Consider the following 18167-nt stretch of genomic DNA (forward strand, 5'->3'; position numbering starts at 1 on the left):
AGGGATTCGAACCCCCGAATAACGATACCAAAAACCGTGGCCTTACCGCTTGGCGATACCCCAATCGCTTATGTGGGTGAAATTATAATAGGTTGTTTATTAAAGAAACCTGAAAGTAATAGAAAAAATCAATTTTTTTTCAAAAAAAAGAAAAAGACTATTATTATCTAATCTTTTTCTACTTATATGCTGTAGGAACTGGTGGAAATTCCTCAAAAGCTTTTTTAATTGCTTCACTAATTGTGTTTTTATTCTTAATATTTTGTACAGGATTCGAAAATTGTAAGTACTCAATCGCACCTTCTTTTGATTTTTCTTCTTTATATACAAAAACTTCTTTTTTACCAAGTTTTAAAACATTTTCATATAATGTCTTAGCATACTCATTGATATAAGGGAATTCTTTATCATTAATTTTATCTCCCCATGCAAAAAATACAAACTTTCCATTTGGAATAAGATTTGCAGCATCTAAATACATAATATCTCTATCAAATTCTGTATTTTGTGATGAATTGTATTTTTCTAAATCAGAATTGAACTTCATAAGTAAAGATGAAGCATCAATATTTTGTTCAACTAAATTAAATAGGTTCTTGATTTCTACAAGTTTACCTTTACATTTCTCTTGCATAGCTTGTTTAAAGATAGTTATATAACTTTCACCTTTGATTTCAACTAAATCACCCCATTTATCAAAATCTTGATCTAAAAGAAAACTATTTGAATCATACCCAACTGGTGTAACTACCGGATTATAAAGATAAATTGTACCAACGATGTTTTTCTTTCTATCTTTATTTGTTTTGATTTTTTGTTTTAACTCTTTTTCTGTGATGATGTCTTCATCATCATAATTGAAATACATATAACTAGAAGTTAAAAAAACTTCTTCATATTTTGTTTCAAATGTTCCGAAATATTGCATTTTCTTCCTTGTTTATTTATGTTTGAATGTTACCTAATTTCTTTTTTATATATTCTTAGATTAGCACACTCTTTAATAAGCTCTTCATAGTATTTTGTATCTTTATATTTTTCATCTAAGATTTTAAAGAACTCACCATATCCATTTTCAATATACTTTTTATAAATCTTTGATTTTGAATAATACCAGTGTCTTTCTAAACTATAACTCTCTTTATCAGTAAGATAGTAGGGGTTGTTTTTTTGTGAAAACTTTATATCATATAGTGCAAGTTCTGATTTTGCAAGCATATAGACTATCTTTGCTTTAAACTCTTTATTCTTTGCATGATTTAAAGCTTTTTTATAGTGTTTAATAGATAATTTTACTTTTTGCTCTTCTAAGGGCTTTTCTTTAAAAGAGTAAACACTTCTATAAACAGTTGTAAGAGTATTTGAATTTCCAAAATAGCTTAGATTATATAAAGCATTTGCATATAAATAGTTATCCATTACGCTATTTGGTTTTTTTTCTATTTGCTCTTTTATAATTAATATTTTTTCTAGGAACTCTTTTAGTGTATAGATATGTTGTTTGCCTTCTCTATTGTTTCCTTTTATATTTACATTAAAAGGATTGAACTCTATTTTTTCTTCTAATATTTTAGATTTACTATTTAAAGCTTCTTTAAATAGTAAATTATTTATTAAAATCTTAGTGTTAGTATTTTTAAAAGATATAGATTGAGAATCTTCTTTAAACGTTTTTATAAAAAACTCTTCTAATTTTGATTTGGGATTACTTTTTAAAAACTCTTCAAATTCATTTATAGTTTCTAAATCAAAAACAGTAGTACTTAAACTATTGACTGAAGCACTTAAAATTGTTTTTAGTTGATTATCTTTAGAGTAATAAAGTTTTTCAAGTTTCTTAAATGTATAGTTGAAAATATCATTACTATGAATTTTATGCTCTTTATGTTCCTCTAAAAGTTTATTCATCTTCGTAAATATTTCATCTTCATCTTTTAAAGTAATATCTTTTAATTTGTTTAAATAAATTATGTAAGATAATGTTTTTGATTCATGATTATTATTTGTTTGAAGAAGTTTATTTGATAATTCTTCTGCTTTTGATAACTGATTGTCAAATAAATAGAAGTATGAAAGCGCAAGTTTAACTAAATACATATCTTCTTTATCTACTGATTCTAAAAAACTTATATACTCTTTTATTTGGAAATCTCTTTCATATAAAGTATGCTCATCAAAAAAGTGTTGAGTATATAAAAGCTGTCTATAAAGTATAAAGTCAAACCATTTTGAGTTAGGATTTAATTCATATAGGTTTTGAAGTTCTATTAGAGTATTTGCATTATCATTTAAAGCTCTAAGTGTTATGAATTTCTCTTTTTCTTCCTTTGATTTTGCTAATTTTTGAAGATCTTCCCATAGTTCATTTGTGTTTATATGATAGAAATTGTAAAAACTTAATTGCCAGTTTATTTTTGATTTATCAAATAATTTTGTAAATCTATAAACACCTAATGCAATTTGTTTGTCTTTTATTAAAGCTCCTGCATATAGTGCTTCTATCCACTCTTTCACTATTGTTTTTTCACTGTTTTCTAAAAGGTACTTATAGTTTTCATAAACTTCAATAGCATTTTTATTTTTATAATGGGCTAGTCTAAAAGCTAAATAAAAATATCTTAGTTTTAAATACTGAGAGTCTATTTTATCAATCTTCTTTAGTGCTTTTGATATTAGAATATCTGGATTAATTTTCTTTTTTTTCTTATGAAAATAGTAATAATATGGGGCAACTAAAGCCTCTTGTTCTTCTACAAAATCTAAATACTCTAAAATCTCTTTATTCTTTACTAGATGAAGATTTTCTCTTTTATAAACTATTTTTTCTATTTCTTGTATTGATAGTTTTTTAGCAAATTGATTTTGCCACTCTTTTAGGTTTGCTTGTTTATTTCTTTTTTCATAATCTCTTTGAATTTGATTGTAAATAGCTGAATCTTTTAGATTTCCAGAATGATTAGAAAAAGGAAGTTCTCTTGGTTCTAAAAAAACAAACTGTTTATCATGAAAATCCCAGCCTGAAGCACAAGCAAGTAAGTTTATTGTAAAGGCTAAAACTAAAGATACTATTTTATAAATCATAAATTATCCTTGATTAAATTGTTTAGATTATATTTATTTTTGTATGAATATCTGTAAAAGATTATCTCATTAAAAGGTTTTTTACTTAATGAAAAAAAGTCATTTATTGCAGTAGCTATATCTTCTTTTGAACTATCTTCAAGTCTGAAAATATCACCTTTATAGATATATTTCTTTTTAAAATAGATACTTTTTTTAACTTCATAAAGATTTGTATCTATTTTGATAAAGTGTTTATCAAAGTCCTCTTCTTTAAGACCTTCAAAAATATCCAAAGGTTTATCTTTTCTAAACCTTACTGCTTGTGAGTATAAAGGAAGTGCAAGTTTTAGTCTTAGAGGATATTCATCAAAATTATAGTGGTACTTCTTTGCAATATTGTTATCTAAAATAGAGTTTTTTGTATTTATATCTGTGATATTTGCCATATTGTAGTACATTAAAACCCCATAATCAACGGGTGGAACACCTGTTTTTGAAAAGTATTTTATTTGATGAAGTCTTATTGTAGCACTAATCTTTTTGTTTGATTTTACTTTAAGCTCTTTTAGTAAATCAAAATAGTTAGCTTTACTTAGAAGTGACCAGTCACAATCTATTTGAAGTTCACTAAACTCATAAGCTTTTGTTTGCTCTAAAATTAGGCTACTTATTTTTTTGAAATTGATATTTTTCATAGCTTCATTTGTGATATAAATAGTAGGAATAAAGTCTTTTGGAACTTCTTGAGTAAATCTTGTTTTAACAAACTCTAATTTACTTGAGTAGGAAATATCTAAGACTTTTATGTAAAGTTTCTCTTTTACACTTTTTTCATTGAAGCTGTTTTTCCAATGATAAAAAGAGATTTGAAAATCAGTTTTTTTTGTTACTGTTTGATAGCTAAGAGCAGCCAAAATAAATGCTACTAAAACTATAAGTTTAGAACGCATCAACTCTCTTTACTCTATTTTTTTTAAGCCACTCTTCTTGTAAGTCTTTCATTTTTTTATCACTTGTTTTTTTAGCATATTTTGGTTTCCCAACAGAGCTTACTACATCACCTTCTTTATAAGTATAATCAAGATTTAGTGAAGCTAAATCAATAGCTTTTTTAACTCTTGTAGCTGCTACATAATAGATATTTAACTCTTCATTTATTCTTAAGTGAGATAGTTTAGTTTTTGGATTGCTTATCTCTTTTTTTGTGATAAAATCATTTGTCATTAAAACTTGGTCATACTCTAAACCCTTTGATTTATGGGTTGTTGTAAAGATAATATTGGCTTCTTCTTTGTTTGTGGTAAGTCTGTCTTTGATTTTTTTATTTATATCAAAGATATTATCTCCATAAGTATTGATAAATTTTATGATGTTTAAATAGTCTTGATTTTTTGTATCTTTAGCAAACTGTTCTAACTCATAGATTGACTCGAAATCTTTTATTTCATCTAGGGTTACTTTATCATTTTTTTTCTCTTTTAGATAAAAAATAGAGTAAACAGTTTGATTCATAAATGAATAAGAGTTATATCCTCCCTCAAAATAGAACTTTTTATCAGAGTGAATATGTTGTACTAACTCTTGGATTAAACCAAAAGTTGACCTTGAGATAATAGTGTATTGTTTATCTTCATCTATACAGTTTCTATGAAAAGAGGTTTTTGAGTCAATACCTGAAATGTTTAAAGGTTTAGTACTATTTTTTTCATAAAGGCTATTGATTCTTCTTTGTAAGTCTTTTGCATATTCATTTGAAAATCTAAAACTCTTTGTAAGATTGAAACTTGGTAAATCTATTTTATTTAAGGCATTTATTGCATATCTAAAAGAGTAGATTTGTTGAAAAGAATCACCCACATAAACCCTTCTACAGTTTTGTGATTCAACTATTCCTATCATCACATCTGAAATATCTTGAGCTTCATCTACTAAAATCAAATCATATCCAAGGTTTGAGCTGATTTTTTTGTTTAGATAAAACATCTTTAGATAAAAGTCATGGGTTGCATCTATTTGTTTGTTTTTCATAGAAGATAAGATATGTTTTAGATGAGCCAATACTCTTGAAGTATCTTTGTTGATAAGCTCTAAAATTTTAGCACTTAAATCTGATTGTTTTTTATAGTTTTCTATAAGTTTTAAATCAAGGGCTATCAATGAACTATTACAATAAAAGTTTACTAAGTCTTTCATAAGAGCAATATATTCAGGAATAGGGTAGTAGTTATTTCTTTGATTTACTGTTTGTTCAAAAGAACATAAGACTCTTTCAATTACTTGTACCTTTAAATCATGGGCAAGATTGTATCTGTAAGCTTCTATTTTATTGTAAGCTAAAGAGTGAATAGTGCTTATACTCATGTTTGATAAGTTGTATTCATTTAGCTTTTTTTGGATTGATTGTTGAAGGGATTTATTATATGCTAGATATAAAATCTTTAGATGTCTGTTTTGTTTTGCATACTCTAAGAGAGTAGTGGTTTTACCACTACCTGCTACAGCATTTATTTTAAAAGATGGCTCTTTTGAGAAAATAATCTCTTCTTGTTCTTTTGTAAAAGTCATTTTATATTAAGCTAATCCTTCTATTAGTATTTTAAATCCTAAAGCTATTAATATAAACCCACCTAAGTATTCAGCTTTATCTTCTAAATAACCACCTAGATATTTACCAACATAAACAGCCACTATACATAAGGCAAAAGTTACAAGTGTGATTAGGCTAACTGCATAAATTATATCTGTATTAGAAAAAGAGAAAGTAACTCCAACAGCAAGAGCATCAATAGATGTGGCTACTGCTAGAAATAAAAGAGTTTTTGTTTTTAAGTCTGTTATTTCATCTTCAAAATCATCTGCTCTTGCTTCTTGTATCATCTTATATCCTAAAAATACTAAAATCATAAAGGCAATATAGTGATCAATACTATCCACAAAATCTGCAAATAATGCACCTAAATAGTAGCCTATTAGAGGCATTAAACCTTGTGCTATACCAAAAAAAGCTGCTATCTTAATAGTGTTTGAAAAGTTTATATTTTTATATTTACTTCCACTAGCTATAGATACAGCAACACTATCCATAGCTAATGCAATCGCAATAAGTACAAGTTCCATTTTTTATCCTAAATCTTTTTAAGATTGGAATTGTACTTATTTTATAATTAAAGCAGTGTTAGCTAGGCTAAAACTCTTTTATTTCCATCTTTTTTGATGTTTGAGAAGTTGTCTAAATAGTCTAAATATGTAATAAGATATTTTCTACTTAAAGGATGTCTTTCTTTGAAGTTTGAAATCTCAATAAATCCGTCTTCTTGAATAATACTTTTCATTTGTCTTACAATACTATCCAAACTTTCACTATGAATAAATAGATTATGTTGAAGTCTAATCACAAGTTTTTTTGCTGTTAAAGATTTAAGTATATTATCTCCAAGTTTTCTATCTAAATCTAAATCATCATAGATATTATAAGGTGCTGTTGGTGTAATATGCTCTGTTTTTAATCTTTCTAAAACTATATTCTTAAGCTTGTCTTCATAATCTTCTTCAATATCTTTACTTTTATAAAGCTTATTGTTTTTAACTAAAAAACCTTCATCAACTAGGTGTGTTAAAGCATCTTCTATGAAGCTTTCACTTGCCCATTTGATTCTAAGATTTATAGAAGCTGGTGAAAGTAGGGCATATTTGTTTTTAGTGTAGATTTCTTTGATAAAATCAATAATAAGTTGCTTCGTTTCAATAGGATAAATAATAAGCTCTTCTTTATCTATGTAAACATTTTCTAAGTTGTTTGCAAACTCGATAGCTTCTTCATGGCTAAGTGCAAATCTTTGAGATGATGAAATAAGTCCTAAGCCTTTTTTATGAGCTTCAAGAAGTTTTTTATAAGCATGAGAAAAATTCTCTTGTTTAAGAGCTTCTAAAAGCTCTCTTTTTTGATTTTTCTTCATAGGATCTGCTACAGGATTTAAAACCTTTCCACCTGCAATAGTGTCATTTCCTAATCTTAGGATGATTTTTTCACCAAAAATAGTATATAGTTTTTCATCAGCTTTAATAGTAGCAAAGCCTTCTTTTAAGCTAGTAGTTGAATCAAACAGTAAAACTCTAACTTCAAGTTTTTTAGAACCTATGAAAAGTGTATATTTTTGATTGTGTTTTAACTCTTTTTGTTTTAAAGTGTTAAAAGAAATATCAATCATATCAAAGCCTCTTAAGAAGCCTTTTTTACTAAGTAAATCACCTTTTTGAATGGCATTTGCATTTATACCTTGTAAGTTTAAAGCAGCTCTATTTGAGATGTTTGCTTCTAGGGCATTTTCATTGTGAACTTGGATGTTTTTGATTTTGATTTGTTTTTCACTTTGACATAAAAAAACCTTTTCATTTAACTCACAAGGCTTCCCTAAAACTGTACCTGTAACAACTGTACCTATACCTTTTGGAGAGAACACTCTATCTACATAATATCTAAAGAAGTTTTCTTCTTTTTTTGCTTTATTTTTTATACTAAAAAGTTTATCTTTTAAAGTCTCTATTGAATCAGGCTCATAAACAGAGACAGCTTGAATAAAGTTTATATCAAAATCATATTCACTAAAGAACTCTTCTATTCTTTTTTCTTGCTCTTTTAACTCATCTTGTGATACTAAATCTTTTTTCGTTATCACAATAACCACATCTTTGATACCTAAAAGATTGATAATTTCAATATGCTCAACAGTTTGTGGCATGATACCTTCTTGGGCACTAATAGCAAACATAACACAGTTAAATCCAAAAGCACCTGCAATCATATTTTTGATAAGTTTTTCATGCCCTGGCACATCAATAAATGCTATGTTTTGCTGTCCTCTTGTAAGGTTTGAAAAAGATAAATCAATAGTGATACCTCTTTGTTGCTCTTCTTTTGTAGAGTCACCTTCATAACCGTTTAAAGCCTTGATTAAAGCAGTTTTTCCATGGTCAATATGTCCTGCTGTTCCTATAATAATATTTGACATTAGTTAAAAACTCCTCTTATAATCTCTTCTATTTCTTTTACTTCATGCTCTTGTATACTTCTAAAATCTATTAAAACTTTTTCATTCTCAATTCTTATTATCAAGTTTTGTTTTCTAAGAAGTTTTTCTATTTTGTTTGCTTTATAATCTTTGTATTCTAAAGTAAGAGCGATAGTTGGTATCTTTTTGTTTGGAGTAGTTCCTCCACCTATTAAAGACTGAGTTTTTATAACTTCACATTTGCAAATATCTTCTATACTTTGTTTTAAAGTATTTGCTCTTTGCTCTAAAGTCTTAACATCTTCATGTAACATCTTTAATGTAGGGATCTTTTGTGTTTCACCTTTTAAATATGAAGTAAGATTGTCTTCAAGTATAGCTAAAGTGATTTTATCAACTCTAAGCATTCTTAGAAGTTGGTTTTTTTTGATTTTTGCAATTAAGTCTTTTTTACCAACTATGATACCAGCTTGAACTGAACCAAGAAGCTTATCACCTGAAAAACTAAGTAGACTTGGTTTGTGTTGCATATATTTTATAAGTGATGGTTCACTTAAGTCAAGATTGTAAGGTAAATCTATCATATGACCGCTTCCCATGTCATAGTAATCAATAACATTGTGTTCATTGGCTACTTTAATGATGTCTTCATAAGAAACTTCTGATGTAAAGCCTTCAATAGAGTAGTTTGATTTATGAACTTTCATAAGCATAGATGTATTTTCATCAATGGCATTTTCATAATCTCTAAGGTGAGTCTTGTTTGTAGTACCAATCTCTTTTAGTTTTGCACCACTTTGGCTCATAACCTCAGGAACTCTAAAACTTCCGCCAATCTCCACAAGCTCACCACGACTTACAACTACATCTTTGTTTTTAGCAAAAGTATTTAGTATCAAAAATACAGCACTTGCGTTGTTGTTTACAACAACTGCATCTTCACAACCAGTAAGAGCTTGAAGAGTAGATACTATATGTTCATATCTTTCACCTCTTTTGCCTTCTTGAAGAGAATACTCTAAGTTGTTGTATGAAGTAGCAACTTCTTTTGCTCTATCAAAACTATCAGGATTTATCAAAGACCTACCTAAGTTTGTATGCACGATAATACCTGTAGCATTTATTACTTTTTGAAGCGAAGGTTTTGTGATGTTTTTGTATTTTTTAAGTACATCATTTATAATGTCATCTTGTGTAAAATCTTGGATTTTTTCATCTAAGATGTCTTGTCTGTATTGATTTATAGTATCTTTACTAATACTAGTAATCAACTGTTTTGAAAGCTCTTCAAAAGCTTTGTTGTTGACAAACTTGTCAACCTTTGGAAGGTTCTTAAGTAAACCCATATTTACCCTTTCAGATAGTTTTAAAATAAAATGGTGTAAGATTTCAATTCTTTTAAGCGGGGGGTATGTGATCCTGGTGGACACCGCAGGCTTCAACCCTGATCGGAGGTTCGTGTGTACGCGCCTCGGTAGGTTCGATTCCTACACCTTCTCGCCAAATTCTTAACTATTTAAAGTATTTCAAACTAAAAAATCTTACAATTATAGTTTTTGGATTCTATCTAATAATTAATTCAGACAATCTTAATAATAAGGTAAAAATAAATTTACTTTTTCTTTTTTTTCTTTAAAATAAATTTTAAAATTGGATGATTTTTATACAAATTTATTTTTATCAAATTTAAATTTTATTATTTGGGAAATTAATAATTTTTAAGACTTTTATTTTACTATATATAACTATATCTGTAACACTATGAAACATCACCAATTTAAACAATTATTAAAAAAAATATTTCTATATAAAAAGTGTAAAGATAAAATAATCACATTTAAGCCCCATAAATAGGTAGATTTTGAAAAAATAACTAAAATCAATAAAAAGTAAACGTAGCAATAAAATAGCATTTATATTAAATCAAATAATTCACCCATAAAGCAATTATTTTTTACAATATTTTTTGTTTTTTTTAGTAAGAAAATAGCAAAAAATGGGTATAATATTATGTTGTACATAACATACTCAAAAAATCTTAAGGAGATAAACATAATGTTTAAAAAAATTGTACCAATAACTTTGAATAATCACAAAGATGTAAAAGTAAAGCAAATTGATAACTTTAATTTCGTAAGTGATATTCACTTAGCTTCTGTAATGGTTCACGAATTCTCAAGAGCTGCTGCTACATACCCAATTGTTTTCTTAGAAGATAAAGCAAATGACAAATTTAGACCAGTTGTTATGTTAGGTCTTGAAGCGGGTGAGAACTTATTTGTTCAAGAAGGTAAATGGAAAGCATCTTACATTCCTGCAATTGTTAGAAGATATCCTTTTGCACTTTCTAAAACAGGTGATGAAGATAGATACGTAATTTGTATTGATGAAGATAGCGAATTTGTAAACAAAGAAGAAGGTCAAGCTATATTCAAAGAAGACGGTACAGCTGATGAAGTAATGGACAGAGTAAAAAAATACTTAACAGAACTTCAACAAATGGACATGTTCACTGATAAATTTTGTGAAGATATGAAATCTGAAAATATGTTCACTCCTCTTAACATGAAAGTTAGAGTTGGTGATGAGATTAAAAACGTAGGTGGAGCTTATGTTATTAATGAAGAAAGATTTAATGACTTAAACAATGAAAAATTCATTGCATTAAGAGAGAAAAAATATATTCCAATTATCTACTCTCACTTAAGTTCATTAGCTCAAATTGAAAGATTATTAACTTTCAAAGATAAATCAAGAGCAGTTACTGAAAAAATTGAAGAAAGATTTGAAGAAGTAAAATAAACAACAAAATTAAAAAGATAGTTTATAGTGCACAAAGTTTTACTTTGTGCATTAGTAAGTTATCAATCATCAAGAAAATAAGGATATATTATGAAAAGACCAAATGGATTAAAAAATTTACATAGAAGATACCAAAGACATCAAGAAAAATTACAAGCAAAAAAACAAAGAAAAATATTTAAAGACGGAAATAGTTTATTTGAAGTTGAACCTTTAGAACAAAGGACATTATTATCTGCTGACCCATTATTAGGAGCAGGTTCAACAGCCATTATTTTAAACGATAATGAAAATAAATACCAAGAAACACAAACTATAATCCTTGATGATACTTTAAATGATAAAGAAACAGTTGTAAAAGACTTAACAACTGAAAATAGCTCTTTCTTACTTGATGCAAAACTTTTAGACCTAAATAATATATCTGAACTATTTATTGATGATGAAATCCTAGCTGGTAGTGGTACGATTGAAGCTGATGTTATTAACCATAACATAGTAGCTCCTGGTTACTCTCCAGGTATCCAAAATATTACAGGTGACTATACTCAAGCAAGTGATGGTACACTTCAAATAGAATTATCAGGTACAGATAATTCTGATACAAATAATCCAGAATATGACCAACTAAATGCCTCAGGAAATGTTGAACTTGATGGTACATTAGAAATCACTATGTGGAATGACTTTGCTGCAAATGTAGGTGATGAATTTACTATTATTACGGGTTCAAATATTACTGGTAAGTTTACAGATATTACAGGTCTTTACGGATTTAATTCTGATTACTATTTTGATATTGAACAAACAAGTACAGAAGTAAAGCTTATCACAAAAGAGTTAGTATCAGGAGATGATTTTAATTTTGTATTAGATTCTGTTCCTCAATATGATGAAATAGGTAAAGTTTTAAATGCTGATTATTTAGTATCTGCACAAAATAGTATTGAACTAAATGACATAGATATTCAAGTTGCTGGTTTTGCTGCAAGTGGTAACTTTGCTATTGAGAAAAACACTAATACTATTGAAATTATTGGTTCAGGCGTATCTGTTACTATGAGTGCATCTGATGTTTTTGTTGGAGTTGAAAATGCAGATTTAGGAATTATTGTTGATAGCAATAAAAAAGTTGCATTAGAAGCAAGTGGAGATATTGTTTTAGATGGTTTTGATTTTGACTTACCTACTGCACAAAGTGTATCTGTAAAATTAAATCAAACAGGTACAGAATATACTGCTCAGACATTAACTATTGGGACTTCATCTTATACTTTTGATAATATTGCATCTTCTACAACTTTAAAAGAGATAGGTATCACGGGATTAGACGTAACATTTAGTGATAATATAGTTTTAAAAGGTGATTTTGCATTTGTAAGTGATACTACAAATAATGTATTTAATGCGATATCATCTAATGCAACAGCATACATGAGTGCAGGGGATTTTTATGTAGGTGTAAGTAGCGCTAACTTAGGTTTAATGGTAACTGATGAAGGTGTAGTTTTACAAGCAAATGGTGCTTTAGATGTATCTTTAGGTAGTGATATTGTTTTAAGTGCTACAAATGTTTCATTTGATTATAATGAAACAGCTACAGATTATTTAAATGAAACTATTAGCTTAGGTGCATCAACTTTTACTTTCAATGTTGAGTCTTTACACAAAGCTACAAATATTACTAATGGTTCATTAAATGTATTTGATTTTTTAACTGCTTCAGGAAACTTCTCTTTCTCTCAATCAACTGATACTGTAACATTATCTGATAGTACAAATTCATCAGTGGAATTATTAACTTTAGGAATGACAAATGTAACAGCATTTGCAGGATTAAATGCAAATTCAAGTGAAAAAATAGGTTTTGACCTTTCTAACTTAGACCTTGCCTTAGTATTTGCTGCTGATACAAAAAACAATGCAAGAAAGTGGACGGCTTTACAAGCTAGTACAAATAGTATTTCATTTGTAGGAAGTGATAAATTAACTATTGAGGCTACATTTGCACTTTTAGAAATCAATAGAAGTGCAATTGATGGCACATTAATTGATTTCAAATTAAATCCATTAACAATTGAAGTAGGTACAGACTCTTTATCTTTAACAATGGACGCAAGTGAAGGTGAACTTTTAAGAGTTTCCGGAGATATGCTTATAAACATAAGTGATTTCTTTATCTTTGAAGGAAGTGTATATTTTAGTAAGTCAACTACAAGTGTAACTTTAACTGATGATAGTGTTGTAAGTGTTGATAATTTAACTTTAGCAATGAACGGAGTAGACGCATTCGCTGGATTAGATGGTCAAAGTTCAAATAAAGTTGGTTTAGATTTAGAAGGTGTTTCTTTCGCTTACTCAATTATGGCAAATAAAAGTGATGCAACTCAAAAATGGACATCATTTAAAGCAAAAGCAACAGGAGCTTCTTTTGTAGGAATTGATGATGTAACAATAGATGCAAGAGATATTTTAGTAAATGTAAATACTTCTTCAAATACTGAATTTGTTGATTATTCAAAAACATCATATAGTGTAGATTTCCAAAATGGAAATAGTATAGAGTTTGATATGGACTCTGAAATTATTGAACTTAGTGCTGATATAACATTTAATTTATATGACTTTTTAGTTATTGATGGTGGTTTTGCTATTAAAAAATCTACACTAGATGATGTAATTTTAAGTGATGAATCTTTAGTTGATGTTGATTTACTTACTGTTGGTGCAAATAATTTAACTGCATTTGCAGGATTAAATTATGGAAAAACTGATGAAGTTGGTTTATCTTTAAGTGGTGTTTCTTTTGCTCTTAGTGTAATGAGTGAGAAAACAGTTAATAAAAGAAAATGGTTAGCTCTACAAGCTACTGCTCAAGATGCAGGTTTAGTAGGAATTGATGATTTAGTATTAAATGGAAGCGATTTAAATATACTAATAAATCAAGCTTCATCTGATGGAACTTTAGTTGACTTTAGTTCCATGAGTTTTGCAGTAGATACAAGTTCTTCAACTTCAATTACGTTAGATATGGACGGAAGCGTAGGAGAGTACTTAAAAGTAAGTGGACACTTTGACGTAAATGTATATAATTTCTTCAGTACAAGCGGTAACTTTGCATTAGAGAAGACAACAGATACAGTAAGCCTAGATAATGGAGATAATGTAAATGTAGATTTACTAACAATCGGAGCAGATTCAGTAGATGCCTTCGTAGGAGTAAATGGTGGAAGTAGTGATGCAATAGGAATCCAAGCCACAAATACAAACTTCGCATTAGCAATCTTAAATGATAAAACAGTAGGAAGTAATTCTCAATGGATATCATTACAAGCAACAGTAGGGACAGCTGGATTTGTAGGGATAGATGGATTAAGCCTAAGCGCAAGTAATTTAGATGTACAAATAAATAGAAGTAGTGAAACAGGGTCAGATGCAAGATATGTAGATTATGCAATCAATAATTTAGAAGTAGCAACAGGGACAGATTCAAGCTTTAACTTAACAATGGATGGAAGCCAAAAAGAGTTAACACAAATTAGTGGAGCTATGGATATAAACATCTTTAACTTCTTTAGTGTAAATGGAGAGTTTGCATTAAAGAAATATACAGACTATGATATAAAAACAGTAGATAAAGATGATAGTACAAATACAGGAACAATCGAAGAAGTAGATGTATTAACACTAGGAGCATTAGGAGCAAACGCATTCATAGGAATGAATGGAGGAAGTGACGAAGCACTAGGACTAAGCGCAGCAGGTGTAAACTTTGCCTTAGCAATAATCAATAATAAATCAAATAAAAATGAAAGCTTCACATCACTACAAGCAACAACAAGTAATGTAAGCTTCGTAGGAATAGAAGACTTAACAGTAAGTGCAACAGACTTAGCATTAAATATCAACCAAGGGTCAAGTACAAATAAAGTAGTAGACTATAAAACAATGGAAGATAATGGTGATGCCTTTGATGTACTAGTAGGAACAAACCAAACAGTAACATTAGATATGGATGGAAGTAGAGGAGAGTTACTAGAAGCATCAGGACACTTAGAGTTAAACTTATTTAACTTTATCGGATTAGAAGGAAACTTCGGGTTTGAGAAATCAGTAAGAGAAGTAACACTAAACTCAGGTGAAAGTATAAAAGTAGATTACCTAGGATTAGGTGGAGAGAATGTAAGTGCATTCGCAGGATTAAATTATAAACAAGCAGATGCAGTAGGATTAAGCTTAGGAGATATGGACTTCGGATTAGCTTTAATGAGTGATAAGAAAGATAATACAAGAAAGTTCACATCATTACAAGCGACAGCATCAAGTGCAGGACTAATCGGAGTAGATGGATTAGTAATAGAAGCTAGTGATTTAGAAGTATATATAAATCAAGGTATCAAAGTAGATGAGATACCAGATTCAACAATAAAAGAGAATACAATCTTAAAAGTAAGCATCACAGAAGATATAAGAGGTGATGTAGTAATAACAAAAGATGGATCAAATGAGACACTAAATATAGATGGAAGTGAAACAAATGATACATTAATAGCAGAGTTAAAAGCAGCATTTGCAAGTTTAGCAAGTACAGATGCAGTAAATGTAGAAGTAAGTGGAGATAAAGTAAACGGATATAAAGTAGAGTTTGTAGGAGCATTAGAGGGTACAAATGTAGAAGGGTTTACAATATCAACGACAGCACCAAGTGCAAGTGTAAGTATCTCGACGATAGAAGAGGCGAAAGCGGGAGTAGATGAGATAACAAGATTAACAATCGATACTCCTAGAGTTGTTACTGCACCAATAGATACAGAGATTTTTACATTAACAAATACTTCAAGTGGAACAAATGAAATTCAAACAATAACTTTCCATGACCCATATGATGCAGGGACATATACATTATCAAATGGTGTAACTTCAGTTAGTGTTAAATTTGTAGGAAGTCAAACATTAACAAATCAAACAAATATACAAAAAGCATTAGTAACACTATATGGTGGAACAACAGCAGATTATAAAGTTAAGTTTGATTCAAGTTCAAGTGGAAGTCATAAATATTATATTACTTTCCAAGGAACAAAAGCACATAGTAATGTTTCAGAATTAAGTGCAACACCAGATTCTAATATGAAAGCTATTTCAACTTCTACATATAAAGAAGGAACAGGAACAGTTGGTGAAGTACAACACTTTAAAGTTTCAACAACAGCAACAGGTAACTATACACTATCTTTAGACTATAATGGAAACACATATACAACAACAGCATTAGACTTTAATGCAACAGCAAATGAGATTCAAACAGCATTAACAAATGCACTTTCAACAATAAGCGGAGCGACAGTTTCAGTAGTAGATTGTGTAGCAGGATATGAAGATTCATTTGATGTAACATTTGGAGGTACACTATCAGGAGTAGACTTACCACTTTTATCAATAAAAACAAATCCAGATGCGACAAGCCCAAGTGGAACGTTTGATATATGGTTTGAAGGGGATAGTAAGCAAACAGTAGCATATTCAACAGATATGAGTGTGTTAGCAAGTAATATCCAAGCAGCATTAGAAGCAACAAGTACGATGGGTGCAGGAAATGTAGTAGTAGAGTATGATGCAACAAATTCAAATGAAACACAAATCAATTTCCTAATAAAAGCAACAGGAGATTTAGAGAAGACAGATGTAAGTGATAAGTTCTATACAGATGATAGTAATTTAAACTTAGCAAGTACAAAGTTATACTATGAAGTAGAAGGGTATAGTGATACAGCAGAAGAGCAAAAGTTAGTATTTAACTCAGAGACAGAATATAGTTATACATTAACATATAATGGACAAACAACAAGTTCAATATTATCAAGTGCGACAATATCAGAGATACAAGCTATTATAGATTCAGAGTTAACAAGTGATATAAAAGTAAGTAACTTTAATGGAACAGAATTAGTATTAAGCTTTGAAGGAAGTTTAGCAGGGACAGATGTAGAGACAATAGTAGCAAGCGTAGAAGCAAAAACAAGTGAAGCAAAAATAGAGGTAAGTCAAGAAGGGTCAACAACAGTAATCGCAGGGAAAGAGGCAAGTGCAATAGTAGTAGACTATAAAGCGATGAATGAAGTAGATGTATCAACAGAGGATGACTTCAAAGTATTATCAGGGACAGGAAGCTACTTTACGTTAGATATGGACGGAAGCGTAGGAGAGTATCTAAGAGTTACTGGTAATTTAGAAATTGATGTATTTGGTGCAGTAAAACTTGATGGTGGTTTTGCTTTAGAAAAATACACTAAATCTGATGTTCTTTTATCTGATAATACAACAGTAAATACTGATATGCTTACATTTGGTATTAGTGATGCTAATGGTTTAGTAGGATATGATCAAGGTACAGAAGATAAAGCAGATGATGTTGGACTTATTTTAAGTGACGTTGATTTTGCACTGGCTATATTAAGTGATAAAACTGTTGCAAGTACTCAAAAGTGGATTACTGCAAATGCAACAGTTGGATCTGTTTCATTTGGTGGTATTTCAGGTTTAGGTATGAGTGTATCTAATTTAAATATTTCTGTAAATAAAGAATCTGCTAATAAAACAGTTATTGATTATAAAATTGATGAAAATGATACAACAGGAACTGAGCTTTCTGTTTTAATTGGAACAGATAATAAATCAATTGACTTTAATATGGCTGGAAGCAAGGGTGATTTCTTAGAGGTAGCAGGACAAGCGACAATAGACTTGTTTGGAGTAGTAAAAGTAGATGGAGGGTTTGCAGTAAGTAAGTCGGCGAATCAAACAGTATACTTAGCAAAAGATGGTAAAGAGCAAACAGGTGCAGTAGATACGGAGTTAATGACAATAGGATTAACAGGAGCGAATGCACTAGTAGGGTATGACCAAGGTACAGAAGCAACTACAGATGATGTAGGATTATTACTGCAAGATGTAGATTTAGCAGTAGCAATGATGAAAGAGAAGTCAGGGACAAGAAGTTGGACAACAGTACAAGCGAATGTAGGTAGTGTAAGTTTCCAAGGAGTACCTGGACTTACAATGTCAGTAGATAAGACAAATGTATTAGTAAATAAACAAGCGACAGACTCAACAGTAGTAAACTATTTAACAAGTGATACAGATACGTTAGGAACAGACTTAAGTGTAGCAGTAGGAACAGATGAGAATAGTGAGACACAATATGTAGATTTCAATTTAGATGGAACAAGAGGTGATTTCTTAGAGGTAGCAGGACAAGCGACAATAGACTTGTTTGGAGTAGTAAAAGTAGAT

Annotated in this window: 9 protein-coding genes and 1 tRNA gene; 3 read left to right on the forward strand and 7 right to left on the reverse strand. The window is 29.4% G+C overall.

Features of this window, described 5'->3' with window-relative positions:
• Positions 1-178: 178 nt before the first annotated feature.
• The 7 genes from ACH5BF_RS13920 to selA all read right to left on the reverse strand — a co-directional run bounded on the left by ACH5BF_RS13920 (position 179) and on the right by selA (position 9418).
• The gene (locus ACH5BF_RS13920; protein WP_423274828.1) at positions 179-928 is read right to left on the reverse strand and encodes a hypothetical protein; all 750 of its coding nucleotides are present in this window, start codon (positions 926-928) and stop codon (positions 179-181) included.
• Between the two features lie 29 nt (positions 929-957).
• Entirely contained in the window at positions 958-3081 is a 2124-nt protein-coding gene (locus tag ACH5BF_RS13925; protein ID WP_423274829.1) for a hypothetical protein, read from the reverse strand.
• Positions 3078-4013, reverse strand: coding sequence for a hypothetical protein (locus tag ACH5BF_RS13930; protein ID WP_423274830.1), 936 nt, complete (start codon positions 4011-4013; stop codon positions 3078-3080). Before ACH5BF_RS13930 ends, ACH5BF_RS13925 begins: the two co-directional genes overlap by 4 nt.
• A complete protein-coding gene (locus ACH5BF_RS13935; RefSeq protein WP_423274831.1) occupies positions 4003-5628 on the reverse strand; it encodes a UvrD-helicase domain-containing protein in 1626 nt (541 codons plus the stop codon). The genes ACH5BF_RS13930 and ACH5BF_RS13935 overlap by 11 nt, the downstream gene beginning before the upstream one ends.
• Positions 5629-5634: 6 nt before the next feature.
• A complete protein-coding gene (locus ACH5BF_RS13940) occupies positions 5635-6180 on the reverse strand; it encodes a manganese efflux pump MntP (protein ID WP_423274832.1) in 546 nt (181 codons plus the stop codon).
• A gap of 62 nt (positions 6181-6242) precedes the next feature.
• Positions 6243-8072: a selenocysteine-specific translation elongation factor gene (gene selB / locus ACH5BF_RS13945; protein ID WP_423274833.1), complete on the reverse strand. Its 1830-nt coding sequence runs from the start codon at positions 8070-8072 to the stop codon at positions 6243-6245.
• Positions 8072-9418: an L-seryl-tRNA(Sec) selenium transferase gene (gene selA / locus ACH5BF_RS13950; protein ID WP_423274834.1), complete on the reverse strand. Its 1347-nt coding sequence runs from the start codon at positions 9416-9418 to the stop codon at positions 8072-8074. The genes selB and selA overlap by 1 nt, the downstream gene beginning before the upstream one ends.
• Positions 9419-9476: 58 nt before the next feature.
• Between selA and ACH5BF_RS13955 the strand changes: the two genes are divergently transcribed.
• From ACH5BF_RS13955 to ACH5BF_RS13965, 3 genes are all read left to right on the forward strand, one after another.
• A tRNA-Sec gene (locus ACH5BF_RS13955) sits at positions 9477-9575 on the forward strand.
• Between the two features lie 552 nt (positions 9576-10127).
• The gene (locus ACH5BF_RS13960; RefSeq protein WP_423274835.1) at positions 10128-10874 is read left to right on the forward strand and encodes a SapC family protein; all 747 of its coding nucleotides are present in this window, start codon (positions 10128-10130) and stop codon (positions 10872-10874) included.
• Positions 10875-10964: 90 nt separating this feature from the next.
• Positions 10965-18167, forward strand: a 7203-nt coding sequence (locus ACH5BF_RS13965; protein ID WP_423274862.1) for a beta strand repeat-containing protein, incomplete at its 3' end; no start/stop codon positions are given.

Origin of the sequence: Arcobacter pernae, from assembly GCF_049472135.1 — a bacterium.
Classification (GTDB): Bacteria; Campylobacterota; Campylobacteria; order Campylobacterales; family Arcobacteraceae; genus Arcobacter_B.